At 69.4% G+C, this 24,789-nt stretch carries 20 protein-coding genes; 5 read left to right on the forward strand and 15 right to left on the reverse strand.

Features of this window, described 5'->3' with window-relative positions; translation table 11 throughout:
* Positions 1-148 precede the first annotated feature (148 nt).
* Together FHR84_RS08755 and FHR84_RS08760 are read right to left on the reverse strand one after the other, a co-directional pair.
* Positions 149-853, reverse strand: coding sequence for a response regulator (locus tag FHR84_RS08755; RefSeq protein WP_179534999.1), 705 nt, complete (start codon positions 851-853; stop codon positions 149-151).
* 13 nt (positions 854-866) lie between these two features.
* Entirely contained in the window at positions 867-2,252 is a 1,386-nt protein-coding gene (locus FHR84_RS08760) for an ATP-binding protein (protein WP_343075208.1), read from the reverse strand.
* Positions 2,253-2,371: 119 nt separating this feature from the next.
* Between FHR84_RS08760 and FHR84_RS08765 the strand changes: the two genes are divergently transcribed.
* Both FHR84_RS08765 and FHR84_RS08770 read left to right on the forward strand, forming a co-directional pair.
* A complete protein-coding gene (locus tag FHR84_RS08765; protein ID WP_246300404.1) occupies positions 2,372-3,715 on the forward strand; it encodes a PspC domain-containing protein in 1,344 nt (447 codons plus the stop codon).
* Positions 3,708-3,929, forward strand: a complete 222-nt coding sequence (locus tag FHR84_RS08770) for a hypothetical protein (RefSeq protein ID WP_179535002.1) — start codon at positions 3,708-3,710, stop codon at positions 3,927-3,929. Before FHR84_RS08765 ends, FHR84_RS08770 begins: the two co-directional genes overlap by 8 nt.
* Before the next feature lie 85 nt (positions 3,930-4,014).
* Here the strand turns inward: FHR84_RS08770 and guaA are convergent, their stop codons facing one another.
* From guaA to guaB, 4 genes are all read right to left on the reverse strand, one after another.
* Complete coding sequence (guaA, locus tag FHR84_RS08775) at positions 4,015-5,616, reverse strand: glutamine-hydrolyzing GMP synthase (RefSeq protein WP_179535388.1); 1,602 nt, start codon at positions 5,614-5,616, stop codon at positions 4,015-4,017.
* 174 nt (positions 5,617-5,790) lie between these two features.
* Positions 5,791-7,506, reverse strand: coding sequence for an FAD-dependent oxidoreductase (locus tag FHR84_RS08780; protein ID WP_179535003.1), 1,716 nt, complete (start codon positions 7,504-7,506; stop codon positions 5,791-5,793).
* Positions 7,507-7,963: 457 nt separating this feature from the next.
* Positions 7,964-9,094 carry a GuaB3 family IMP dehydrogenase-related protein gene (locus FHR84_RS08785; protein WP_179535004.1) on the reverse strand — a complete coding sequence of 377 codons (1,131 nt, stop codon included), beginning with the start codon at positions 9,092-9,094 and terminating at the stop codon, positions 7,964-7,966.
* Between the two features lie 71 nt (positions 9,095-9,165).
* A complete protein-coding gene (gene guaB, locus FHR84_RS08790; protein ID WP_179535005.1) occupies positions 9,166-10,677 on the reverse strand; it encodes an IMP dehydrogenase in 1,512 nt (503 codons plus the stop codon).
* Between the two features lie 311 nt (positions 10,678-10,988).
* Here guaB and FHR84_RS08795 point away from each other — a divergent pair, with 311 nt between their 5' ends.
* Positions 10,989-11,387 carry a DUF5319 family protein gene (locus tag FHR84_RS08795; RefSeq protein ID WP_165632100.1) on the forward strand — a complete coding sequence of 133 codons (399 nt, stop codon included), beginning with the start codon at positions 10,989-10,991 and terminating at the stop codon, positions 11,385-11,387.
* A 245-nt stretch (positions 11,388-11,632) separates the two neighbouring features.
* Here the strand turns inward: FHR84_RS08795 and FHR84_RS08800 are convergent, their stop codons facing one another.
* The 4 genes from FHR84_RS08800 to FHR84_RS08815 form a co-directional block, all read right to left on the reverse strand.
* Positions 11,633-12,925, reverse strand: coding sequence for a hypothetical protein (locus tag FHR84_RS08800; RefSeq protein ID WP_179535007.1), 1,293 nt, complete (start codon positions 12,923-12,925; stop codon positions 11,633-11,635).
* A complete protein-coding gene (locus FHR84_RS08805; RefSeq protein WP_017976715.1) occupies positions 12,926-13,498 on the reverse strand; it encodes a sigma-70 family RNA polymerase sigma factor in 573 nt (190 codons plus the stop codon).
* 883 nt (positions 13,499-14,381) lie between these two features.
* Positions 14,382-14,978, reverse strand: coding sequence for a response regulator transcription factor (locus tag FHR84_RS08810; RefSeq protein ID WP_026152733.1), 597 nt, complete (start codon positions 14,976-14,978; stop codon positions 14,382-14,384).
* A 480-nt stretch (positions 14,979-15,458) separates the two neighbouring features.
* Positions 15,459-16,616 carry a MerR family transcriptional regulator gene (locus FHR84_RS08815; protein ID WP_343075231.1) on the reverse strand — a complete coding sequence of 386 codons (1,158 nt, stop codon included), beginning with the start codon at positions 16,614-16,616 and terminating at the stop codon, positions 15,459-15,461.
* A 228-nt stretch (positions 16,617-16,844) separates the two neighbouring features.
* Between FHR84_RS08815 and FHR84_RS08820 the strand changes: the two genes are divergently transcribed.
* A complete protein-coding gene (locus FHR84_RS08820; RefSeq protein ID WP_026152734.1) occupies positions 16,845-17,147 on the forward strand; it encodes a WhiB family transcriptional regulator in 303 nt (100 codons plus the stop codon).
* A 408-nt stretch (positions 17,148-17,555) separates the two neighbouring features.
* Here FHR84_RS08820 and groL read toward each other — a convergent pair whose 3' ends face one another.
* Both groL and groES read right to left on the reverse strand, forming a co-directional pair.
* On the reverse strand, positions 17,556-19,163 hold the full coding sequence (gene groL / locus FHR84_RS08825; RefSeq protein WP_179535009.1) for a chaperonin GroEL: 1,608 nt from the start codon (positions 19,161-19,163) through the stop codon (positions 17,556-17,558).
* Between the two features lie 238 nt (positions 19,164-19,401).
* Complete coding sequence (gene groES / locus FHR84_RS08830; RefSeq protein WP_043570581.1) at positions 19,402-19,692, reverse strand: co-chaperone GroES; 291 nt, start codon at positions 19,690-19,692, stop codon at positions 19,402-19,404.
* A 943-nt stretch (positions 19,693-20,635) separates the two neighbouring features.
* Here groES and FHR84_RS08835 point away from each other — a divergent pair.
* Complete coding sequence (locus FHR84_RS08835; protein ID WP_179535010.1) at positions 20,636-22,228, forward strand: alkaline phosphatase D family protein; 1,593 nt, start codon at positions 20,636-20,638, stop codon at positions 22,226-22,228.
* 249 nt (positions 22,229-22,477) lie between these two features.
* Here the strand turns inward: FHR84_RS08835 and tsaD are convergent, their stop codons facing one another.
* The 3 genes from tsaD to tsaB are packed head-to-tail and all read right to left on the reverse strand — an operon-like array spanning position 22,478 to position 24,782.
* On the reverse strand, positions 22,478-23,545 hold the full coding sequence (gene tsaD / locus FHR84_RS08840) for a tRNA (adenosine(37)-N6)-threonylcarbamoyltransferase complex transferase subunit TsaD (RefSeq protein ID WP_179535011.1): 1,068 nt from the start codon (positions 23,543-23,545) through the stop codon (positions 22,478-22,480).
* Positions 23,542-24,048, reverse strand: a complete 507-nt coding sequence (rimI, locus tag FHR84_RS08845) for a ribosomal protein S18-alanine N-acetyltransferase (RefSeq protein WP_179535389.1) — start codon at positions 24,046-24,048, stop codon at positions 23,542-23,544. The genes tsaD and rimI overlap by 4 nt, the downstream gene beginning before the upstream one ends.
* A gap of 29 nt (positions 24,049-24,077) precedes the next feature.
* Positions 24,078-24,782 carry a tRNA (adenosine(37)-N6)-threonylcarbamoyltransferase complex dimerization subunit type 1 TsaB gene (tsaB, locus tag FHR84_RS08850; RefSeq protein ID WP_179535012.1) on the reverse strand — a complete coding sequence of 235 codons (705 nt, stop codon included), beginning with the start codon at positions 24,780-24,782 and terminating at the stop codon, positions 24,078-24,080.
* Positions 24,783-24,789 lie beyond the last annotated feature (7 nt).

Raw genomic sequence — 24,789 nt, forward strand, 5'->3', positions numbered from 1 at the left:
AGGGCCGCTACCCGATGGCCTCCCCCAGAGCGAGAACCCGCGAGAGGTTCCGCCACGCAACCGCCCACGACAAGCCAGTCCCCGAAAAGCCTCCACCCCAACGCGAGCGCTTTGAGCCCGAGCAATCGGCACCGCCGAAAGATCCCCTTCAAATTAGGCGGCGATCGGAGGCCCACTTGGACAGCTCGTACCGGTTCGACAGCTGCGTCTTGCGCAGGACGCTGGAAACGTGCGTTTCGACCGTCTTCACCGAGATGAACAGCTCGGATCCGATCTCGCGGTAGGCGTAGCCGCGCGCGAGCAGCCGCAGCACCTCGCGTTCCCTGCGGGTCAGTTGATCCAGCTCGGGGTCCCCGACGGGGGCGGAGTTCGGCCCTTCCGCGAAGGCGTCCAGCACGAAGCCCGCCAACCGGGGTGAGAACACGGCGTCCCCGTCGGAGACCCGGCAGATCGAGTCGGCCAGCTCCCGCCCGGAGATCGTTTTGGTGACGTAGCCGCGCGCACCACCGCGTATCGTCGTGATGACGTCCTCGGCCGCGTCGGAGACGGACAGCGCGAGGAAAACCACTTCGGGGCACCGCTCGCGCACCCGTCGCAGCACCTCGGCACCACCGCCGTCCGGCATGTGCACGTCCAGCAGCACCACATCGGGACGCAGGTGTTCGATCCCGGCCACGGCCTCGGCCACCGAACCGGCTTCGCCGATCACCCGCACCCTCTCGTCGGCCGTGCCCAGTTCGGCGCGAACACCGGTGCGGAACAGCGCGTGGTCGTCGACGATGTAGACCCGCACCGCGGACCGCTCCTGCTCCGTCTCCCGAAGTTCCGGGGATTCGTCGTGCTCTTCGGTCATGGCTCGAGCTCCTTCACTGTCGCCTCTCGGGAGAGCGCGGGAGGTCGAGGTGCACCTCGGTTCCCGCTCCGGGCGAGGTGCGCAGGCGCACCTGACCCCCGTTGCGCTCCATCCTGCCCCGGACAGAGTCGGTCAGACCGTGCCGATCCTCCGCGACCTCGTCCGGGTCGAACCCGGCTCCCCTGTCCCGCACGAACAGCTCGGCCCGGTCCGGCTGCAGTTCGGCGTAGACGCTGACCTCGCCGACCCCGGCGTGTTTGGCCGCGTTGACGACGGCCTCCCGCGCGGCCGCCAGCATCGCCCGCAACGACTCGTCCAGCTGGCCGTCCCCGACGACCACCGGTCGCACCGTGATGTCGAAGCCGTCCTCGATCTCGCCGCAGATGCGCCCCAGCTCGGCCGAGACCGTGTCGGCGACCGCGGCGGGTTCCACGGTCTCCTCCGCGCCGGTGTCCGGACCGGCCGAGGCGGGCATCGCCACCGGCGCCTCGGTCATGCGTCGGGAGGTACGGCTGTAACCGCCGGGGCCGTAGAGCCATTGCCGCAGCTCCCGCTCCTGGCTTCTGGCGAGCCTGCGAACCTCCCGTTCCGAGGAGGCCTGCTTCTGGATCAGCGCCAGCGTCTGCAGCACGGAGTCGTGCAGGTGCGCCGCTATCTCGGCCCGCTCCTGCGACCTGATCCTGGTGGAGCGCTCCACATCGAGATCACCGACCAGCCTCATCCACCAGGGCACGGTGAGCACTGCCATCCCGATCAGGGTCGCGCTCACCGCGGCGAGGACCACGGGAACCTCGCTGCCCGCGGCTCCCCGGACGAAGAAGAACAGACCGATGACCACCAGCAGCGCCCCGGCCAGCACCCGGAGCCCGGCGGCACGCCCGCCGCCGGCCAGCGTGCCGAGCACGCTCGACCTGGCCTCCCGGCGCCACTGGTCGCGCTGGGATTCGTCCGCCTCCCGCCAGAGCACGGCGCCACCGACGAGTATCGAGGCGAGGGTTCCGACCAGCCACGGGGGAACGGCACTGGCCGAGGCCACCACCACGGCCAGCCCGATACCGAGAACCAGCAGCACCAGGCCCTGCTGACGCTCCCGCACCGAGGCCTGCCCGCCCCCGTCCGAGCGCTGGCGCACGAACACCCACAGCAGCCCGTAGGCCAGCACCCCCGCACCACCGAACGAGGCCAGCACGGCGAACGCCGCCCGCACCCACAGCACGGGCAGTTCCAAGTGCCGCGCGAGCCCCATGGCCACTCCGGCCACGACTCGTCCGGAGCGCTGGCGGTACAGCCGGGGCCCTTCCCCCTCCGAGAAGCGGTACGGCCGGGTCCGTCCCTCCGGTCCGATCGCTTCTCCCGCACTCGGGGAACGCTTCTCGGGACGCTTGGATCGGACCTGCACGACACCGATGGTTGCACGCACGGCCACCGCCGGGCATCGGGGAAGCGCGCGACCGCGTGCGGGGGATTTCAGGGACTTCCCTGAGGACGAGGAGACGGATGGGCACGCAGAGTGGAAACATGAACGGACCAGTGGGCAGCGGCGAGACGGGCGGCTCCGGAGGGACCGGTGGCTCCGGGACACGTACCGACCCCCGCGAGGAGGGGTTCCAGGACTCGCTGCGGCGGCTCTGGAACACCCGTCCCACGCGCACGGACGGGAACCGCAAGATCGCCGGGGTCTCGGCCGCGCTCGGTGAGCACTACGGAATCGACCCCGTGCTGTTCCGCGTCGGCTTCGCGGTGGGCACCTTCTACGGCGGGGCGGGTCTGCTGCTCTACGTGCTGCTCTGGCTCGCTCTGCCGAAGCTGGACGCGAACACGGGCAGGGTCAGGGACCACTCCCCGGTGCTGCTGGTGCTGGCCGCGCTGGTGCTGGTACCGGTCATGTTCTCGATGTTCGACCTTCCCAGCGTGTTCGGTCTGCTGCTCGGCCTGCTCCTGCTGTACCTGCTGCACCGGCACTACAGCGGTCGAACTCCCCCGGACCCACGGGCCGGAACGACCGCCACGCCACCCGAGCACACCGCCGCTTCCACGAACGCCGCTTCCACGAACGCCGCTTCCACGAACGCCGCACCGACACCCGGCGCGGACGGCACCGCCAGCACCTGGGTGTATCCGGGGGCGGAAACGACGACCGCGCACAGCGCGGCACTTCCCGGGGAGACCACTCCTCCCGCCGCGGCGAGCACTCCGCCCCCGGAACAGGGCCCGCCCTCCCCCACGCCCCCACCGGTTCCGGAATCGCCGAGGTCACACCCGGCCGGGAGCCGATCACGCCATTCGGTGACGCTGACCACCCTCGGAGTCGCGCTGCTGGCGGGAGGGTTCTCGGTGGCGCTGGGCCTGCCCCCCGTGAAGGTGGGGGCGCTGATGCTCGGCGTGCTCGGCTGCGGAATGCTGGTGGGGGCCTTCCTGCGGGGAGGCAGGGGGTTGATCGCGCTCGCGATCCCGCTGGCTCTGCTGAGCATGGTGGCGAGTGTGCTGCCCGACGACCCGTGGAACGGGATCAGCCGGGTCACGGCCACCCCGGACACGGCTGCCGAACTGGCACCGGTGTACTCGGAATCGGCCGGCAGCATCACGCTGTACCTGAACCGCATGCGGCTGCCACCGGGCGAAGAAGCGCGCTCCTCGGTGCGCTTGGGCACGGGAACCACGACCGTCCACCTGCCGCGGAACGCGGACGCGCACGTCACGTGCTCCGCGGAGTTCGGGTCGGTGGACTGTCTCGGCCTGCACCGCTCGGGCCGGAATCCGCACGTCGACAACACCGATCTCGGAGCGGACGGACCCGGTGGGGGCACCATCAGGCTCGATCTGAGGACGAAGGCAGGGACCGTGGAGGTTTTCCGTGGCTGACGACCGACCGGAACAACAGCTGAGCCCGCGGGCTCAGCGCACCGGAGCACGGCGTTTCGGGCTGGACCCGATCGCGTTGACCGCGGGGGTCCTCACCGTGGCGACGTCGGTCTACCTCCTGGTCGGGGGGACGTGGACCGCTCAGCGGGTGCTCGCCTTCGGCGCCGTCGCCGTCGGGGTGCTCATGCTCGTCAGCGCACTGCGGCGGTACTGACCCGCGAGTCCGTCAGGCCCCGTCACGCACGGGGCACCGACGCCGCGGACCCGTCCAGGCCGGGCCCGGGCGCCGTCACCGCCGGTCACTCCCACTCGATCGTCCCCGGTGGCTTGGACGTCACGTCGAGGGTCACCCGGTTGACCTCGGAGACCTCGTTGGTGATCCGGGTGGAGACGCGTTCGAGCACCTCGTAGGGCAGCCGGGTCCAGTCGGCCGTCATCGCATCCTCACTGGACACCGGGCGCAGCACCACCGGGTAGCCGTAGGTGCGCCCGTCCCCCTGCACGCCGACCGACTGCACGTCGGCGAGCAGCACGACGGGGCACTGCCAGATGTCGTGGTCCAGCCCAGCGGCCGTCAGTTCCTCGCGGGCGATCGCGTCGGCGGCGCGCAGGGTCGCGAGGCGCTCCGGGGTGACCTCTCCGATCACCCGGATCGCCAGTCCCGGACCGGGGAAGGGCTGGCGCTGCACTATCGTCTCCGGCAGGCCGAGCTCGGAACCGACCCTGCGCACCTCGTCCTTGAACAGGGCGCGCAGCGGCTCGACCAGATCGAACTGCAGGTCCTCGGGCAGGCCGCCGACATTGTGGTGGCTCTTGATGTTGGCTGTGCCGGTTCCCCCGCCGGATTCCACGACGTCCGGGTACAGCGTTCCCTGGACCAGGTACTCGATCCGTTCCCCGGCCTCGCCCGCCTCCGTCTGCAGATCCCGCGCGGCCTGTTCGAAGGTCCTGATGAACTCGCGCCCGATGATCTTGCGCTTCTCCTCGGGGTCGGTCACTCCCGCCAGCGCGTCGGTGAACTGCTGCACGGCGTCGATCACCACGAGTCGTGCGCCCGTGGCCGCGACGAAGTCGCGTTCCACCTGGGTGCGTTCACCGGAGCGCAACAACCCGTGGTCCACGAAGACGCAGGTCAGCCTGTCGCCGATGGCCTTGTTGACCAGAGCGCCCGCGACGGCCGAGTCCACGCCGCCGGAGAGGGCGCAGATCGCCCGCGCGTCGCCGACCTGCTCCCTGATGGCGGCGACCGTCTCGTCCACGATCGAGGTGGTGGTCCAGCGCGGACGGATTCCCGCGATCTCGTGCAGGAACCTGCGCAGCACCCCCTGACCGTGCGGGGAGTGCGCCACCTCCGGGTGGTACTGCACCCCGGCCAGTCCGAGTTCGGGACTCTCGAAGGCGGCCACCGGGGTGTCCTCGGTCTCGGCGATGACCCGGAAACCGTCCGGGGCCTTGCTCACGGAGTCACCGTGACTCATCCACACCGGGTGGTGCCCGGGCAGTTCCTGGTGCAGCGTGCCCCCGGCGGCGCAGACGGAGAGCTCCGTCCTGCCGAACTCCCTGGTCCCGGTTCGCTCGACGGTTCCGCCCAGCGCCTTCGTCATGACCTGGAAGCCGTAGCAGATCCCGAAGACCGGCACACCGGAGCGGAACAGCGTCCCGTCCATCTCCGGGGCGCCCTCCTCGTAGACGCTGGCCGGCCCCCCGGACAGCACGACGGCCGCGGGGTCCCTGCGCAACATCTCCTCCACCGGGGTGTCATGCGGGACCACCTCGGAATATATCTGTGCCTCCCGCACCCGGCGGGCGATCAGCTGCGCGTACTGCGCGCCGAAATCGACCACCAGGACGGGGCCGCTGCCGGATCGTCCTTGCGCGGAATCCTGTCCGGCGGGGTCGATACCCCCTGCGGTGTCGGACACGACGTCGAACCTCCAGGTGAGAGCACTACGCTGGTCAGCGTATTGTCCCAGGCCCACCGAATGCGGCGGCATCACCCCCTGGGGTCGACACGTTTCACGCGAAACGCTCCCTCCGCAAGGGCTCCGGAGTGACCGCTTCGCGCGAAACCGCGATCAACGGCGCAGCGCGGCGGGAGCCTCGGCGGGCACGGCCGGATGGCGGGGCTCCACCGGCTCCACCGGGCGGTACTCCTCGGACTGCGCGGCACGCGGATCCGCCTCCCCCTTGTTCGGCCACATGGAGAAGGCGCGCTCCGCCTGCGCGGTGATGGTCAGCGAGGGGTTGACCCCGAGATTCGCGGTTATGGCCGAACCATCCACTATCGACAGATCGGGGTACCCCCACGCGCGGTGGTACGGGTCGATCACTCCGCTGCTCGGGTCCGAACCGATCGGGCACCCGCCGATGAAGTGCGCCGTCAGCGGGACGTCGAACAGCTCGCCCCAGGTTCCCCCGGCGATCCCGTCGATCTTCTCCGCGGCCAGCTCGTTGGCGCGCTCCCCCGCCGGGATCCAGGTCGGGTTGGGAGCACCGTGGCCCTGGCTCGAAGTCAGCCTGCGCCTGCCGAACAGCCCCCTGCCCAACCTGGTCCGCAGCGAGTTGTCCAGGCTCTGCATCACCAGCAGGATCACCGTGCGCTCGCTCCAGCGGCGCACCGACAGCAGTCGCAGCGTGGTGAGCGGACGCGTGAGAGCCGACCACAGCCACTGCCGCCAGCGCGGTGTGCTCTTCCCACCGCTGGTCGGCAGGGTCTGCAACAGCCCCATCGCGTTGCTGCCCCTGCCGTAGCGGACCGGCTCGATGTGCGTGTCCTCGTCCGGGTGAAACGAGGAGGTGATGGCCGTCCCCTCGGAGAAGTTCCGATCCGGGTCGACCGCGCGCTTCTGCGCTCCGATGATCGCTTCCGAGTTGGTCCGGGTCAGCTCGCCCAGCCTGCTGGAGAGCGCGGGCAGGTCCCCGTTCTCCCTGCAACGGTGCAGCAGGTTCTGCGTTCCCCACGTGCCCGCCGCGAGCACGACCTGGTCGGCGGTGAACGTGCGGGGGTGTTTCGCCAGCAGGGCCCCTGTCCTGCTGGTTCGGATCCTCCACTGCCCGGAGGCGTCCTTGCGCAGCCCGTCGACCGTGGTCATCGGCCACACCTCGGCGCCCTTCGACTCGGCCAGGTAGAGGTAGTTCTTCATCAGGGTGTTCTTGGCGCCGACCCTGCATCCGGTCATGCAGGCACCGCACTCGGTGCAGCCGGTGCGCTCCGGCCCCGCTCCGCCGAAGTAGGGATCGCTCGCGCGTTCGCCGGGCTTGCCGAAGTAGACGCCCACAGGAGTCGGGTGGTAGCTCTTCTCGGCCCCCATCTCCGAGGCGACTTCCTGGATAACGCGGTCGGACGGGGTCACCGTCGGGTTCGTGACCACGCCCAGCATCCGAGTGGCCTGCTCGTAGTGTCGGTCGAGTTCCTTCTCCCAGTCCGTGATGTGGGCCCACTGGGAATCGGTGAAGAACGGCTTCATGGGGCGGTACAGCGTGTTCGCGTAGACCAGCGAACCGCCGCCCACTCCGGCACCGGCGAGGATCAGCACGTTCTGCAGCATGTGGATGCGCTGGATGCCGTAGCAGCCGAGCCGCGGAGCCCACAGGAAGCGGCGCAGGTCCCAGGAGGTCTTGGGGAACTCCTCGTCGGCGAATCGTCTGCCCGCTTCCAGCACGGCGACGCGGTACCCCTTCTCGACCAGGCGTAACGCGGCCACGCTGCCGCCGAAGCCGGATCCGATCACGACCACGTCGTAGTGCTCGCGAGCCGAGCTCTCCCCGCGAGGGTGCTTCCGATCACTCATGCGGGAAAGACTAGAGCAACTTACTCGCCAGTAGCCATAGCTCACGGCAAATGCGTTCACCGGTTGGACACTTCCCGGGGCGGTTCGGTCACCGGCCAAGCGGTCCGGCCGCTCGCCGCCCCGAGCAGCCGGACCGCCAACTCCCGTCGGGAACTTACGATCAGGGGTGCCACACCGACGCAGGCGCTTACGAGCCTATGCAGTCGGCACCGCCGCGAGCACCCCGAGCCGTCGGAAACCCAAACAAGAACTCCCGACCCGAACGTTCACTCCAACGCGGGTGCTCTGAGCCTGGGCAGTCGGCACCACCGCGGGTTCTCGGTCGAGTGCCCGGCGAGGACGGCCTCGACGTCGTGTAGGTGGCTACCCCATGTCGAGGATCCCGCAGCCGGGCGCCGACTGAGGTTCCGCCACGCAACCACCCAAGCAAACCGAGCCACCGAACCTCCCAGAAACATCAGCGGCACAGCATCAGGCCGACCTTCTGGAACTCCTTGAGCTCCGAGTAACCGGTCTTGGCCATCGCACGGCGCAGCGCGCCGAACAGGTTCAGCGTGCCGTACGGATCGCTGCTCGGGCCGAACAGCAGCGTCTCCAGGTCCACGCCAGCGCTGTTGAAACCGACGATCTCACTGCGCGGCAGGTTCGGATGCGCTGCCGCGGCGGTCCAGTAGTAGCCGTGCCCGGGAGCTTCCGAAGTCTCGGTGAGTGGTTCCCCGAGCATGACCGCGTCCGCGCCGCACGCGATCGACTTGGCGATGTCCCCCGAGTAGGAGAGTCCGCCGTCGGCGATCACGTGCACGTAGCGGCCACCGGTCTCGTCCAGGTAGTCCCTGCGCGCGGCAGCGGCGTCGGCCACGGCCGTGGCCATGGGCACCCCGATCCCCAGCGTCTGCGTCGTGGTCGCCGAGCGGGACTGCCCGAACCCGACGATCACCCCCGCGGCGCCGGTGCGCATGAGGTGCATGGCCGTGCGGTAGTCGCCGACACCACCCGCGATCACGGGAACGTCGAGATCGCCGATGAACTGCTTGAGGTTGAGCGGATCGCCGTCACGGGAGACGTGCTCGGCCGAGACGATGGTGCCCTGCACCATCAGCACCTCGACTCCCGCGGCCAGCAACGTGGGCGTGAGTTCCTCGGCGTGCTGCGGACTGACCCGCGCGGCGACCGTGACCCCCGAGTCCTTGATCTGCTTGATCGCCTCGGTGAGCAGATCCGTGCGGACGGGAGCCGAGTGCAACTGCTGCAGCATGGCGATCGCCGCCTCCGGGCCCTCGCCCTCCTCGGCGACGCGCACGATCTGGTTGAGCTCGCCCTCGACGTTCTCGTGACGCGCCCAGAGCCCCTCGGCGTTGAGCACCCCGAGACCGCCGAGCTCGCCGATGCGGATGGCCGTCGCCGGGGACACCACCGCATCGGTCGGATGGGTCACCAGCGGAATGTCGAGCCGGTAGGCATCGATCTGCCAAGACAACGAGACGTCCTTGGACGAACGAGTACGCCGCGACGGCACGATCTCGACGTCTTCCAAGTCGTAACCGCGCATGGCCGTCCGGCCCATGCCGATTTCCACAAGATCCCGCACGTGTGTCCTTCCCGCGGTGCCGCTTTGCTCCTCCGAGGGCCGGCCGCGCCCGTCCGACCCGGCGAGGCACGCTACCGCGTCGTGTAGTTGGGGGCCTCAACGGTCATGGTGATGTCGTGCGGATGGCTCTCCTTCATACCAGCCGTCGTCACACGCACCAGGTACGCCTGCTGCAGCTCCTCGATGGAACCGGACCCGGTGAAACCCATTCCGGAGCGCAGCCCACCGACGAGCTGGTGCACCACCTGACCGAGCGGTCCACGGTAGGGGACCCGCCCCTCGATGCCCTCCGGAACCAGCTTGTCCTCGGAAAGCACGTCGTCCTGGAAGTAGCGGTCCTTGGAGTAGGACTGCCCGTCCTCCCTGGAGGACATGGCCCCCATGGAGCCCATGCCCCTGTAGACCTTGAACTGCTTGCCGTTGACCAGCACCAGGTCCCCGGGGGCCTCCGCCGTCCCGGCGAAGAGACTGCCGAGCATCACGCTGCTCGCACCGCTGGCTATCGCCTTCGCGATGTCGCCCGAGTACTGGATACCTCCGTCGGCGACCAGCGGAACTCCCGCCGGGCGGCATGCCTGGTCGGCCTCGTAGATGGCGGTTATCTGGGGAACACCGACACCGGCCACGACGCGGGTGGTGCAGATCGAGCCGGGGCCCACACCGACCTTCACCGCATCGGCCCCCGCATCGACGAGGGACTGCGCGCCGCTCCTCGTCGCGACGTTGCCGCCGATGACGTCCACCGAGTCCCCGAGCTCCTGCTTGAGCGTCGCCACCGTCTCGGCGACCGCCTTGGAGTGCCCGTGCGCGGTGTCCACGACCAGCACGTCCACGCCCGCGTCGACCAGGGCCATCGCTCGTTCGTGGGAGTCGGTGCCCACACCGACCGCCGCGCCGCAGAGCAACCTGCCGTCGGCGTCCTTGGTCGCCTCCGGGTACTGCTCGGTCTTGACGAAGTCCTTGACCGTGATCAGACCGCGCAGCTTGCCGCCACCGTCCACGATCGGGAGCTTTTCGACCTTGTTCTCCCGCAGCAGGTCGAGCGCCTCATCGGTCGTCACCCCGACCCTGGCGGTGATCAACGGGGCGGTGGTCATGACTTCCCTGACGCGCTTGGTGTGATCGGTCACGAACCGCATGTCCCGGTTGGTGATGATCCCCACCAGAGCGCCGTCCGGTTCGGTCACCGGCAACCCCGAGATCCGGTAGCGCGCGCAGAGCGCGTCGACCTCGGCCAGCGAGTCCTCCGGCGAGCAGGTCACCGGATCGGTGACCATACCGGCCTCGGACCGCTTGACGACCTCCACCTGCGCGGCCTGCTCCTCCGCGGGCAGGTTGCGCTGCAGAATACCGACCCCGCCCAGCCGTGCCATCGCGATGGCCATCCGGGCCTCGGTGACCGTGTCCATGGCCGCGGAGATCAGCGGGGAACGCAGCCGTATGTTCCGGGAAAGCAGGGTGCTCGTGTCCACGGCGCTCGGGACTATGTCCGACTCGCCGGGCAGCAGGAGCACGTCGTCGAAGGTCAGCCCGAGCGTCGCGAACTTCGTCGGAAAGCCCGGGGCGGTGAGTTCGCTGGTCATAGCGCGAAGGAGTGCCTTCCTCGATCAGTTTGAAGTGCCTGGCGTCCCGTCCGGGAGTGGTCCGTGCCGCTCGGGTGCTCGCAAGCGAACCGGTGAGAACGTTTCCCGACTCACCGACCATCCACACGAGGGCACTCCCTGAGGCGAGCGGAACCCGCGAGCCCTTCCGACGAAGACGCACGGCGGCCGCGGAAGGACTGCACCACAAACGCCTCGACACGACTCACGGGCGATGTCCCCCCATGGTATCGATTGAGAGAATCCGGGAATTCCCCGGCCACGGGACCGGAGGGCTGGACCGTACCGGTACCGTGCGGGTCGTGCCGCATGACCCATTGCCACCAGACCCGTTCGCGGGCGATCCGGAAGACCCGAGCATGGCCCTCGGCGATCAGGACGAGCAGGACCAACAGCTCGGTGACGAGGAACGGGCCGAACTGCTCTCGGACCTGGCCGACCTGGCCGTGTACCAGGCGCTGCTGGAGCCGCGCGGTATCCGCGGGATCGTCGTGGACTGCGCGGACTGCGGCGAAGCGCACTACCACGACTGGGAGCTGCTGCGGTCCAGCCTCGAACAGCTGCTCAACGACGGACGGATGCGCCCGCACGAACCGGCTTACGAACCGAATCCGGGCAACTACGTCAGTTGGGAGTACTGCCGTGGCTTCGCGGACGGAGTGATCGAGACCGAGGACCAGCGCAGTCGCTGACCGAGGTCGAGCGCCAGTGAGTGCTCGCCCGGATCGGGCGAGTGCTCGGTCGGACCGGGCCGTCAGGAAAGCGGCCTCGCCGCTTTCCTCCAACCACCCGGCCGGCACCGCCACGGGTTCTCCCGTGGTGCTCTCGCGAGGACGGCCCCGACGTCGTGCAGCACCGCTACCCGATGTCGGGGCACCCGCTCACGAGACCGCGAGGTCCCGCCCCGCGCCGCACGCGAACCGGGAACCTCGAGCTCTCAGTCGAAGTGCGAACTCAGCGAACCGTCGCTGCTGCTGCCCGAGGTACCTTCCCCGTCACTGCTCGGACTCTCGCTTCCGGTCGAACTCGGTTCCCCGGACGAGGAGGTGGGCGGCTGCTTCGAGGTACTGCTCGGCACGCTCGAACTCGTGGGAGGCGAGGTCTGGTCGGAGCTCGGGGAAGTGGTGCTCTCCGAGGACTCCTCGGAGGAACCGGACGGAGGGGGCCCCTGCTGGTCCGAACTGCTCGACTCCGTCGAGGAGCTCTCCGGCGGTGTCGGCGGTTGTTGGAACTTCGCGCTCAGCGAGGCGTGCGCGGCACGGAGCTCGGAACGCCGTTCCCCGGGATCGATGGTGCTGAACTGCTGCTCCGCCTGCTGCAACGCCGTCTCCGCGGCTTGTTCCTGCCCTTGCTGCCAGGCCTGGCTGGCATGCTCCAGCTGGGTTTCCGCACGGGATGCGGCCGCTGCCGAAGCGGCGCGATCGCTGTAGAGGACCTGGGTCACGCCCCACAACGCGTCCCCGGGGCCTGCGTCCCGCGCCGCCAGCCCAACCCCGGTGAAGGTGATCATCAGCACGGCCGCGGCCGTGGCCACCGGGACCAAGTGCCTTCGCTTACGGGCGCGGCGTTTGGGTCTGCCCTCTTCAACCGCCGCGACGGCGCTGTCCGTGTCGACGAGCTCACCGACGGGTGCGGAGTCGACATCGCGTCGCCATGCCAACAACAGGGCCTCGACGTCGACACCTGACTCGTCGGAGAGGGACTCGCTCCCGGACTCCGCTCCGCCGAGTGTGTTCAACAACTCGTCGTCGGCCCGCAGCTGGGCGAGATCCAGCGGTTCCTCGTCCTCGTCGAGGTCCTCGGTGAGATCGAGGTCCTCGCCGAGGTCGGCATCCGCGAGGTCCGCACCGTGCTCACCCGGGGCGCCGACCGTGCCACCTGCTCCGACCCGGTCACCGGCACCCTCGCGCGGCCGGAACTCGAGCACCTCGGCACCTTCCGAATCCCCCGGAACCGGCTCCTCGGCAGTCCCCCGACCCGCGGTGTCCTCCGGGGGCGTGCTCTCGGCCCCGACGGACGAAGTCGTCTCGGTCCCGTCCGTGCCACCTGCTCCGAAGTCCTCCGAATCGGCTCCCGGACGGGAGAACCGCTCCTCCGACTCGGAATCACCGCCGACGGGTGCGGTGGAACTCGTCCCACCTTCCTCGACGTTCAACCGGTCGTCCTGCTGGCCGGGCTCGACGGAGTCACGCCCGTTGTCGTCTCCTCCGGAGCCTCTGTCTTCCGCCATTCAGACCACCTCCTCCGCGGACAGCGTCTTTCGCAGCCGGGCGAGCGCACGGTGTTGCGCCACACGCACAGCTCCCGGCGTCGAACCGACCGCTTCGGCGGTTTCCTCCGCGGACAACCCGACGACCACCCGGAGCAGCAGGATCTCCCGCTGCTTGGCCGGTAGCACACGCAGCAGTTGCGCCATCCTGCCCGAAAGCTCGCCCTGTATCGCTCGCTGTTCCGGCCCGGCCTCGGACTCCGGGGTGTCCGGAGGGTCCGCGACCGGTTCGGACCGGTTGCGAGCCGATGCACGGTGCGCATCGGCCACTTTGTGTGCGGCGATGCCGTACACGAACGCCAGGAACGGACGACCCTGGTCCCGGTAGGTCGGTAGCGCCGTCAGCACGGCGAGACACACCTCCTGGGCAACATCGTCAGCCGAAGCGAACGAGCGTTCGTTCCGGCCCACCCTGGCGCGGCAGTACCGCACCACCAAAGGACGGATTTCGGCGAGTAAGCGCTCGATCGACTGGCGATCGCCGTCGATGGAGGCGCTGACCAGAGCGTCCAGCCCGTCCCCCACGTTGCTCATCGCAGACGCCAGCCTCGGTGTTACGCGTTGACTCGAATCGAAGTTGCCCGGATCCAATGACGTGCCGAGCACGCCGATCCCGTGGTCACACTACCGGCCGGGTGTAGCGGTCCGTGCACCGACTGGACATCTTCCGGGAGCGGAGGAAACACCGCGACGTGCGGGCGAGGCTCCGCCCGCCGTCCGGTCCGTGGGCCGCCCTCCCGGCGCCCCGGCCGCATCTCCGCACGCGAAAAAGCCACTGACCTGCTCCGACAGCCGAGAAGCCGCTCGCGACGACGCGCGATCGGGCACGCGCGCGAGCGCGCGGAACGCCGCTCTTCCCGCGACCTTCCGCGCCCACCTCGACCCAACCTCGACCCAACAGAAGTGAGTGACTTTCAGCACAGATCAGTTGTGCTGCGAAATCCCGCGTCGGGAGACTTGTCACAAGGCTCGCCGGATCTCGGTGCTCCGATCAACCGGAATCCGCCGGGAACTCGCAGCGGAACCCCGCCCAGGGAACCCCGTCCAGCTTCGTGAGCCGGTGACTCGGGAGCGTCGCGGGACACGTCGAGCAGCCACCCGCAGGCCCGTGGCCCGCCGCACCGCGATGCACCCGGCTCACGACGCGCTCCGAGCGACTCGGCCCGCGCGGCCGAGCACACGGGCCGGACGAAGCTTTCCGCCGGAAGTTCCGAAGGCACCCCGACGAGCCGGCGACACGAGTCGTTCCCGACCTCCCGAACGGGAGCACGCCTCCGCGGGCGACTGGTTCGGGGACAGCACCCGGTCGAGAAGAGCGTCCCCGAGAACTCACGGCGGACTCCCGCGTGAACGGCCGGCACGGCCCCGTGGGCCAACAGCACACCGGAGCCGGACGAACCGTCCTCCGCGGAAGCGCTCAGGCGACGAGCCCACGCCGGAACCCGTGCGCGACGGCCTGAGCCCGATCACGCACCCCCAGCTTCCGGAACAGCCGCCGCGCGTGAGTCTTCACCGTGTCCTCGGAGAGGTAGAGCTCACGCCCGATCTGCCCGTTGCTCTTGCCCTGCGCCATTCCACGCAGCACCTGGAGCTCGCGGTCGGTGAGCTGCACGCCGGGGTCGGAGGGCTGGCGCGGAGCCGGCACCGAGGTGCTCGCCAGGGTGTGCGCCAGAGCCGCGACCAGCTCGGGGCGGGAGGCGTCCCAACGCAGATATCCACGTGCCCCACCCGCGATCGCCGCGGCGATGCTGCCCGCGTCGTCCGGCGCGCCGAAGACGATCACGTTGGCCTGGGGGTGGGCGGACACGAGCCTGCGGGTGGCCTCCACTCCGTTGGGCACCGCGCGTTGGGTACCCACCAGAACGACATCGACCGCCTGCCGGGCGAACCGGGAAAGCAGCTCGTCACCGTGGGCCACGCAATCGATTCGACTCACTCCCGGTACGGCCGACATCACGCGAGTGAGCCCCTCCCGGACGCTCCGCCGGTCATCGCAAATCAAGACCGTCGTCACGGGAACTCCCTTCCTACAGGCGAGTGAACGTTCCACTTCCCCCATCGGACACAAAACGGCGGAGCTTGACCCGCACGACGAACTCTCTCTCCACTTTCGGTCTATGAACTCACCACGCAGGCTTCACCGGAACGGAGTAACCGAGCCGTAAAAATTTCACCCGTTCCGGGGTAGGCATCTCAACACGCCCAATAACCTGCGAGATTCATCCGAATCCCTCCCCCCTGATCGTCCCCTTAGGACAAATCGGGCAACCGGAGCCACCCCGGCCAAACCATTTTGTGACATACGTCACCAACAGTACCCTCCTGCCCGGCCGATGACCGATGTGACGCTTCAGCACCCCCACAACGAACCACCCGCCGCGGCGACCGGCACCGCCACGCCAACCGGACCCTCCGCGCCTCTCACCCACGCGGAGCAGGCCCCCGGCGCGTGAGTCGGCTACCCGACCAGCCGCGCGAGGTTTCGCCGTGAGCCCTAGGAGCTGTCCGCGGGAGCGAAACCTTCCAGACAGGTGAGCGCGCCCTCCCAGGAGTCCAGGTGATCGACGTACTCCGGCAAGGCGTCGGTCGACCAGCCGGGCCCGGCGGCGAAGACCCGCACGCGCTGCCGGGGGCGCGGCAGCCCCGTGAGCACCTGGGGATCGGCGAAAACCGAGTGCTCGGACCAGACGAGCACAGCAGCCGGGGCCGCCCTCCGGATAGCCGCCTCCAGCCCCTCTCTGGGCAGTGCGGAGGCGAACAAGCGGTGCCCCACTCCCTCCCGGGCCAGCGCAGCCGCCAGCGCGATCAGCTCGAGGGACTGCTGCTCACCGGGAGCGGTCGCCAGCAACACGGGGCGTGGATTGCGCGGCGGCGCGGCGCCGGCGATCACCGAGCGCAGCACCGTCAGCGCCGAGTCCTCCAGCAGCTTCGGCATCTCGGCACCGCTGCCCGTGCGCTCCCGCAACTCGGCCAGGGCCCTGGTCACCGGGCTCAGCACCTCCCGGCGCATCGCGCCGACTCCCTGCCGGGTGACGCTTTCCAGCAGGATGTGCTGCGCGGCCGGGGAGTCCAGCGCGAGCACGGCCCGCCCCAGCCCCCGTGCCAGCGGCGTCGCTCCGGGCAGGCGCAGGCCACGTCCACCGGTGTTGGCGGTGTCGACGGGTTCTTCGGAGGGCTCCCCGTCGCTTTCGAGCACCCCGGACATCAGCACGGCGCCGTCGGTGTTCTCCGCGAGGCCCTCCGGGACGGGGTCCCGCCTGGACCCTCGTTGGGCGGTCTCGCCTCCGGCCTCCGTCCGCCCCTCGCCCTGCCGCGCGGAGGCCGCGTGCGCGTAGCGCGCCGCCTCGGCCGGGGAGGCTCCGCGCAGCAGAGCGTGCTGCATCAGCTCGAGACGGGCCACGTCATCCGGTCCGTACCGCCGGTGGCTCCCGGAGGAGTGCTCCGTGGGGCCGAGCCCGTACCGGCGATCCCAGGTACGCAGTGTCGCGGGTGCCACTCCCAGACGGCGGGCCACGGCCGCGACCGAGAGCTTGGGAACGGCCCCCGGATCGGTTCCCTCGGGGCGCACACCCCCGCACCCAGCGGAGCCACTGCCTTCGGGCTCGTTCGCTGTGGCGGAGCCCGTTCCGCACACGGACGATTCGGCGTCCACAGCCGACCACCTCGTCACCTCGACCACATCATCACGGGACATGTTCGTGGTAGCGCACGCATCGAGGCAAGCCGTGCCTGGCCAACACATTGTCACTCCAACGTGAACCATCTTTACCAGCAAAAAGGGTTGAACAAGCTTTGACTCGGTTTTACTGTGATCCGTGCGAGGCCGCGGTGACACACCGTGGCAGGGAGGGGACCCACCGAATTGGAGGTGGTTGTCGCAATGGCGGACACACGACGTCTTCCGGGACCGAACGCCGATATCTGGGATTGGCAGATAGAGGGCCTGTGCCGGGGGATGGACAGCGCGTACTTCTTCCACCCGGACGGAGAACGCGGCCCGGCCAGGGCCAGGCGGGAGGCGAAGGCGAAGGAAGTGTGCCATCGCTGCCCGGTTCTGGAGCAGTGCCGAAAACACGCACTGACAGTTCAGGAGCCCTACGGGATCTGGGGCGGGCTGTCCGAGTCCGAACGCGAGGTCATCATCAAGAACAACCGCAAAACGGACGCGCCGATGCCCGCGTGATCGGACACCGCCGGGCGGTATGACCACTGCGATCACCGTTGGCCCAGTTCCGCTTTCGGAACTTCCACAACACAGGTTTCGTCCGGCTCGGATGCGCAGCCCTCGCGGAGTGCGTGGTTCGGGGGTGCGGGAGCCGGATGCGTCGCGAGGCCGCAGGGCGCCGACCCACGCGGGCGGCCGCCCGATCAGCTAAGCGAACTTCTGTTGTGAGTTCCCGGGGCCACCGAGGAGCGTCCGGTTCGACCCGGTGGCCGGTGAGCCGTGTCGCGGCACGAAGAGTTTCCGACGTGTCGGAGTCAACGGGGGGAGCACGTCGGAGACGGCTCGAACCGCGACACGAAATCGGGGCGGCACCCACGAGGTGCCGCCCCGATTCTCATGTGTGGCTCTCACAGCGCACGGACGTCGTCAGTGGCTGTGGCCGCCGGAGGAGTCCTCGTCCTCTTCCGGCTTGTCGACCACGGCGCTCTCCGTGGTCAGCACCATGCGCGCGATGGAAGCTGCGTTGGAAACCGCCGAACGAGTGACCTTCAGCGGGTCCACGACGCCGGGACCGTTCAGGTCGCCGAACGTGAGGTTGGAAGCGTTGAAGCCCTCGCCCCACTTCATGTCGCGGACCTTGGAGACCACGACGGCGCCTTCCTCGCCGGCGTTGTTGGCGATCCAGAACAGCGGGGACTCCAGAGAACTGCGCACCAGCTGGACACCGGTGGCCTCGTCACCCGAGAGCCCGAGGTTGTTCTCCAGCGCCTTGGAGGCGTGCACCAGGCTGGAGCCACCACCGGGGATGCTGCCCTCCTCCGCGGCGGCCTTGGCCGCGGAGACGGCGTCCTCGATGCGGGACTTGCGTTCCTTCATCTCGGTCTCGGTGGCCGCACCGACCTTGAGAACCGCGACACCGCCCGCGAGCTTGGCCAGCCGCTCCTGCAGCTTCTCGCGGTCCCAGTCGGAGTCGCTCATCTCGATCTCGTTGCGGATCTGCTTGACGCGACCCTGGACGTCGTCCTTGTTGCCGCCACCGTCGACGATCGTGGTGTTGTCCTTGGTGACGGTCACGCGGCGGACCGACCCCAGCACCTCGGGACCGACCTCGGAGAGCTTGAGACCGACGTCGGGGGAGATGAGCTGGGCACCGGTAACGGCGGACAGGTCCTGCAGGAAGGCCTTGCGGCGGTCACCGAAGTACGGGGCCTTGACGGCGACGACCTTGAAGGTCTTGCGCACGGCGTTGACCACCAGTGTGGACAGCGCCTCGCCCTCGACGTCCTCGGCGATGATCAGCAGCGGCTTGCCGTCGTTGGCCACCCGCTCCAGCAGCGGAAGCAGCTCCTGCATGTTGGAGATCTTGTCCTGGTGCAGCAGCACCTGGGCGTTCTCCAGCACGGCTTCCTGCCGCTCGGAGTCGGTGACGAAGTACGGGGAGACGTAGCCCTTGTCGAACTGGACACCCTCGGTGACCTCCAGTTCGGTGGCCAGCGTCGAGGACTCCTCGACGGTGATGACGCCGTCGTCGCCGACCCGCTCCATGGCCTCGCCGACCAGGGAGCCGATGTTCTCGTCCCTGGAGGAGACGGTGGCGATCTGGGCGATGTTGTCCCTGCCCTTGACCGGAGTGGACTGCTCCTTGAGGGACTCGATCACCGCGTCGGAGGCCTGCTGGATGCCGTTGCCCAGCGAGGCGGGGTTCGCCCCCGCGGCGAGGTTGCGCAGGCCGCCGCTGACCAGCGCCTGCGCGAGCACGGTCGCGGTGGTGGTGCCGTCGCCCGCGACGTCGTTCGTCTTCGTCGCGACGTTCTTGGCGAGCTGGGCACCCAGGTTCTCGTACGGGTCGTCGAGCTCGACCTCACGAGCGATGGTCACACCGTCGTTGGTGATCTGCGGCCCGCCGAACTGCTTGTCCAGCACGACATGACGACCACGCGGCCCCAGAGTGACCTTCACGGAGTCGGCGAGCTGGTTGACGCCACGCTCGAGCGCGCGGCGCGCCTCCTCCTCGAAGCTGATTTGCTTAGCCATGTTTCAACAGCCCTTCAGCGTGAATGCCGGGATGTCTGTTCGCCGAACGGGCGCGCAGTCGAACGCGAGCGCGCGGTCGGTTCCCGACCGCCTGCCTACGTCCGGCGAGCAGTGACTCGCAGGCAAACCGCCCCGGAGGTCCGCACCTCGGGACCGCCGGGGCGGCACTTGCCCACGAGGACGTTCACGTCCCCCGTCGGTTCGACGAGAAACTCTCGTCAGGCGGACGAGCCGGTCGTCAGTTGACGACGGCCAGCACGTCGCGGGCGGAGAGCACCAGGTACTCCTCACCGTTGTACTTGACCTCGGTCCCGCCGTACTTGGAGTAGATCACGACGTCACCCTCGTTGACGTCGAGCGGGATGCGGTTGCCTTTGTCGTCCACACGACCAGGACCCACAGCCAGGACCTTGCCCTCCTGCGGCTTTTCCTTGGCCGTGTCCGGGATCACGATGCCGGACGCCGTCGTCGTCTCGGCCTCACTTGCCTGGACAACGATCTTGTCCTCAAGCGGCTTGATGCTCGCCACGGTCTTGACCTCCACCTTCTGGGGCCTTCGAAGCGTTGGCTGGATGTCTGACGGCTCCGTGACTCCCCGCCGTCGCGGGTGCCGGGGCGCTCCGGCGCCGTTCATCTAGCACTCTACCGATGCGAGTGCCAACCTTCAACACGACCCTCCCGAAAGCGCGAAAATTCGCTCCGCAGTGTTCAACTCACCCGGTTGCGCAGCGACGTCGATCCGGACGGCCTCCACCCCGCTCCCCCGCAATACATGAACAGTTTTCATCTTTACTCGGGACGATGCGCACGCGGCGCCCGGCGAAGGAGCAGGCACGAGCCGTCCGGACCTGCCGAGGCCCTCCGCGCGGTTCGCGCGGCGGCGCCGGGCAACGGAGCCGCCCGCTCGGGAACCCCGCCCCGAAGCGCGGAACCGGGTGATCGACATGCGAGAGATCTCATCACCACCCAGGGTGCGTGCACCGTGATCGACTGTGTGCTCTAGGTTGCCGGGTATGCCCGCACCGACCAGGCCGACGAACCAGCCCTGGAAACGTCGTCCCCGTCCCTCCCGTCCACCCGGACCGTTCGGCCCGCCCCGGCGACCCACCAATCAACGAATCTGACCCTCCACACAGGAGTCCACCAACTCGGGTTGTCGCAGGTGGTCGCTCGGCGGAGCCCCTCGCGGGCTCTCGCCGCGGGGTCCCCGACCCGGGTAGCGGTTGCGCGACGCCGGACCGCCCTCGCGAGAGCACCGCGGGGAACCCGCGGCGACGCGAGCTGCTCGCGCGGTGCCCTCTCGACGCTGCCACGCCTGAAGGGCACCGCGCTGTTCTTCTCGCCCGAACAGGTGATGACTTCTCCGTCTCCGGGAGTTAACCCGATGACCACCGGATCGCGGTGGCCCGATCCCTCCTCGCACGAGAGGCTGTCCGGCGGTTGGTCTTCGAACAGCTATCTGGAGGAGCGGGATGTCCGAATCCACCACGTCCGGTTCGCACAGTCCACTCGGTCGCCGCTCGGTGCTGCTGGGCGGGGCCGCCGCGGTCGGCGGTGCCGCACTCGCGGGGACGACCGCGGGAATCGCGCACGCCGGAAGTCACGCGCACCCCGGAGCGGGCACGGGCAGACTGAGGGAACCGTTCGCTCTCGGGGTCGCCTCGGGGGATCCGCTCCCGACCGGCATCGTGCTGTGGACCCGCCTCGCCCAGGACCCGACGGCCCCGGACGGCATGGGCGGCATGCCGAACAGGACCTTCCCGGTGCTCTGGGAGATCTCCGAGGACGAGAACTTCGCGCGTCCCGTGCAACGCGGGCGCTCCTGGGCGGGCCCGGAACACGGCCACAGCGTCCACGTCGAGGTCGACGGCCTGCGCCCCGGCGCCGAGTACTTCTACCGCTTCCGCGTGGGCGACGAGGTGTCGCCCACCGGACGGACACGCACGGCACCGCCTCCGGGCCACATGGGCGACCTGACGTTGTGCTTCGCCTCCTGCTCCCACTTCGGGCAGGGCTACTTCACCGCCTACCGCCGGATGGCCGAGGAGGAGCCGGGGCTGATCCTGCACCTCGGCGACTACCAGTACGAGTACCCCGCCTCGGACGACGACGTGCGGACCGTGCTCGGACCGGAGACGAAGACGCTGGCCAACTACCGGCAGCGGCACGCGCAGTACAAGACCGATCCCGACCTGCAGCTGGCCCACTCGGTGGCTCCCTGGCTGGTGGTCTGGGACGACCACGAGACCGAGAACAACTGGGCCGACGAGGTTCCGGAAGCACCGCAGGAGGACTTCCTGAAGCGCCGCGCCGCAGCGTTCAAGGCCTACTACGAGAACATGCCGCTGCGCAGCGGTGCCCGGCCCGAAGGCATCGACATGCAGCTCTACCGGCGGGTCCGCTGGGGCGGGCTGGCCAACTTCCACATGCTCGACACCAGGCAGTACCGCGACGACCAGCCCTGCGGGGACGGTTACAACGAGGAGTGCCCGGAACGTTTCGACCCGGACCGCACCATCACCGGACGGCGTCAGGAGCAGTGGATCCTCGACGGTTTCCGCAGGACGGACGCGCGGTGGGACGTGCTCGGCCAGCAGGTGTTCTTCTCCAAACTGGACCTGACCGCCGGTCCGGGCGAGGGCTACAACATGGACTCCTGGGACGGCTACGTCGCCAACCGGGACCGCATCGCCCACGCCATGGCGGACAGCAACGTGCGCAACGGGGTGGTGTTCACCGGCGACGTGCACCAGCACTGGGCCGCCGAGATCCGCGACTCCCACGAGCACCCCGACTCGCCTCCGGCGGGCACGGAGTTCGTCACCACCTCGATCACCTCCGGCGGGGACGGCAGCGGTGAGGCCCAGCAGGGCGTGGTCGACGACAATCCGCACGTGAAGTTCAACCAGGACCGGCGCGGCTACGTGCGCACCCGGTTCAGCGCGGAGGAACTGCGGGTGGACTACCGGACGTTGGACTACGTGTCCGAGCGCGGGGCTCCCGCCAGGACCGAGGCCACCTTCGTGGTCACCGACGGGGAGCCGAAGCTGCACCGGCGGAAGTGACGGCCGTGCGCCGCGGGTGTCCCAGTCCTGCCCGGAACCGGGACACCCGCGGCACCACCACTCGCGGAACTTCCGGCTGCCTCGGGTGAGAAATCGGTTCCTCGTTTTCCGCCGCCTCTCCCAGCGGCACCATTCCACCGGGAGAGCCGACGTGGCGTAGGTGAATCCCGAGGCAGGTCCTCCGCAGCCGGGCACTGCCCGAGGTTCCGCCAAGAACCCACCGCACCGACCGCCCCGGGCGACCCCGGGTCAACGCACCACCGCGGTGTCCACCGACAAGCCGGGCACTGCCGAGAATCCGAGCGGTGAGGGCTCGACCTCCGTGGCCATCACGTGCGCGCCCACGGAGGCGATCATCGCCCCGTTGTCCGTGCAGAGCCGCGGCCGCGGGACCCGCAGCGTGATCCCGGCCTCCGAACAACGCTCCTTCGCCAGCTCGGAGATCCGCGAGTTCGCCGCCACACCGCCGGAGAGCACCATCGTGTCCAGCCCGAGCTCCACCGCGGCCCGCACGGCCTTCCGGGTGAGCACATCGGCCACGGCCTCCTGGAACGAGGCGGCGATGTCGGCGATCGGCAACTGCCGCCCCGTCTCGCGGGCCTGCTCCACCCAACGTGCCACGGCCGTTTTCAGGCCGGAGAAGGAGAAATCGAACTTCGCGTCCCGCGGACCGGTGAGCCCGCGCGGGAAGGCGATCGCGTTCGGATCGCCCTCGCGGGCCATCCTGTCGATCGGTGGACCACCCGGGTAGGGCAGCTCCAGGATGCGCGCGACCTTGTCGTAGGCCTCCCCCGCGGCGTCGTCGATGGTCGAACCGATCTCGGTGACCTCCCCCGCGATCCCGGACACCGAAAGCAGCTGGGTGTGCCCGCCGGAAACGAGCATGGCCAGGCAGCGGGAGGGCAGGGGGCCGTGCTCGAGAGCGTCCACGGCCACGTGACCGAGCAGGTGGTTGACCCCGTAGAGCGGGACGTTCAACGCGGCGGCGTAAGCCTTCGCCGCGGAGACCCCCACCATCAACGCACCGGCGAGTCCCGGTCCGGCCGTCACCGCGACGGCGTCCACATCGGACAGGTTCAGTCCCGCTTCGTCCAGCGCTCTGCGGACCGTCGGCTCCATCGCCTCCAGATGCGCCCTGCTCGCGATCTCCGGTACCACGCCGCCGAAGCGCGCGTGCTGCTCGACGCTGGAAGCCACCGAATCGGCCAACAGCCGCACCGAGCCGTCCGGCTCCAGTCGGACCAACCCAGCCCCGGTCTCGTCACACGACGTCTCGATACCGAGCACGATCCGGCCGGGGCCACCCTTCGCACTCATACCGCTCCACCTTCCTGCTCAGCCGAATGCGCCGGGCGCCGCATGGTGTAAGCGTCGGCCCCGGACGGCTGGTAGTAGCGCCTGCGCACCCCGACCACCTCGAAATCGTGCCGCCGGTAGAGCGCTATCGCCGCTTCGTTGTCAGTGCGCACTTCCAGGAACACCTGAGCACGCTCCTCGTCGGCACGGTCGAGCAGCCTGCGCAGCAGCTTCTTCCCGACGCCGCCGCCCTGAACCTCCGGAGCCACGGCGATCGTGTGCACCTCGGCCTCCGCCTTGGGCCCCCTGGCCACGAAGGCCAGCCCGGCGTAGCCCATCAAGGAGTCGGCGGGGTCATAGGCGCCGACGTAGAAGTCCCCGCGATCCAGGGCGGCGATGAAGGCACCTTCGGGCCAGGGATCGTCCGTGGGGAAGAGCCTGCGCTCCAGCTCGGCACAGCGCACGACGTCCTTCCTGCGGAGTTTCGCCACGAAGGGCTCGGCCCCGCCACACGCCGTCGAGATCCGGGCTCCACCGGTGTGCTGATTCTCGGTCACGTCTTCCCTCGCTCGACCGTCACCGTCTTGGGCGGGCCCGGCGTGGCCGCGTCCGGCCTGCGCAGGTACATCGGCACCAACGGCCGCGGGTCGGCTCCGGAACCGAGTTCCTCCCGCGCCACGGCCACCAGCCCCTCCGGCGTGGGATGGGCGGGGTCGACCACTTCGAGTCCCAGCTCAGCCGCGTGCGCAGCGGCCGATTCCCCCGCCGCGGAGACCACCGTGCTCCCGTCCAGTTGCCCAGGCAGTTCCGAGGGGCTGTTCACGGCCGGTGCGGTCAGTCGCTGCCGCGTGCCGTGCTCCCCTCCGGGACCGTAGGTGGCCCAGTAGACCTCTTTGCGCCGCGCGTCGGTCAACACGAGGACCGGGGGGTTCTCGGCCACCTGGGCTGCTATGGCGTCCAGGCTGCTCACGGGGTGGACCCTGGTTCCGGCCGCGTGGCCGAGCGCGGCGGCGGTGACCATCCCGACGCGTAACCCGGTGAACGGCCCCGGACCGGCGCCGACGACGATCGCGTCGACGTCGGCGAGGCTGTGCCCGCCTTCCGCGAGCACCTCGAGCAGTTGGGGGGTCAGCAGTTCACCGTGGGCGCGCGGATTGACCGTTACGCGCTCGGCCAGGGAATGCGGCCAGGAGTCCGCGAGCTCGACCAACCCCGCGGTTACCGCAGGGGTCGAGGTATCCAGCGCGATGACGAGCACGGTGCTC

The organism is Actinopolyspora biskrensis (genome assembly GCF_013408175.1).
In the GTDB taxonomy this organism is placed as follows: domain Bacteria; phylum Actinomycetota; class Actinomycetes; order Mycobacteriales; family Pseudonocardiaceae; genus Actinopolyspora; species Actinopolyspora biskrensis.

Excerpts from the sequence above, each read along its gene's own strand:
- FHR84_RS08835 (WP_179535010.1), top strand. The coding sequence starts at position 20,636 with ATGTCCGAATCCACCACGTCCGGTTCGCACAGTCCACTCGGTCGCCGC.
- groL (WP_179535009.1), bottom strand. The coding sequence starts at position 19,163 with ATGGCTAAGCAAATCAGCTTCGAGGAGGAGGCGCGCCGCGCGCTCGAG.
- FHR84_RS08805 (WP_017976715.1), bottom strand. The coding sequence starts at position 13,498 with ATGAGCAACGTGGGGGACGGGCTGGACGCTCTGGTCAGCGCCTCCATC.
- FHR84_RS08765 (WP_246300404.1), top strand. The coding sequence starts at position 2,372 with ATGAACGGACCAGTGGGCAGCGGCGAGACGGGCGGCTCCGGAGGGACC.
- FHR84_RS08755 (WP_179534999.1), bottom strand. The coding sequence starts at position 853 with ATGACCGAAGAGCACGACGAATCCCCGGAACTTCGGGAGACGGAGCAG.
- guaB (WP_179535005.1), bottom strand. The coding sequence starts at position 10,677 with ATGACCAGCGAACTCACCGCCCCGGGCTTTCCGACGAAGTTCGCGACG.
- FHR84_RS08820 (WP_026152734.1), top strand. The coding sequence starts at position 16,845 with ATGGCGGACACACGACGTCTTCCGGGACCGAACGCCGATATCTGGGAT.
- tsaD (WP_179535011.1), bottom strand. The coding sequence starts at position 23,545 with ATGAGTGCGAAGGGTGGCCCCGGCCGGATCGTGCTCGGTATCGAGACG.
- FHR84_RS08800 (WP_179535007.1), bottom strand. The coding sequence starts at position 12,925 with ATGGCGGAAGACAGAGGCTCCGGAGGAGACGACAACGGGCGTGACTCC.
- FHR84_RS08780 (WP_179535003.1), bottom strand. The coding sequence starts at position 7,506 with ATGAGTGATCGGAAGCACCCTCGCGGGGAGAGCTCGGCTCGCGAGCAC.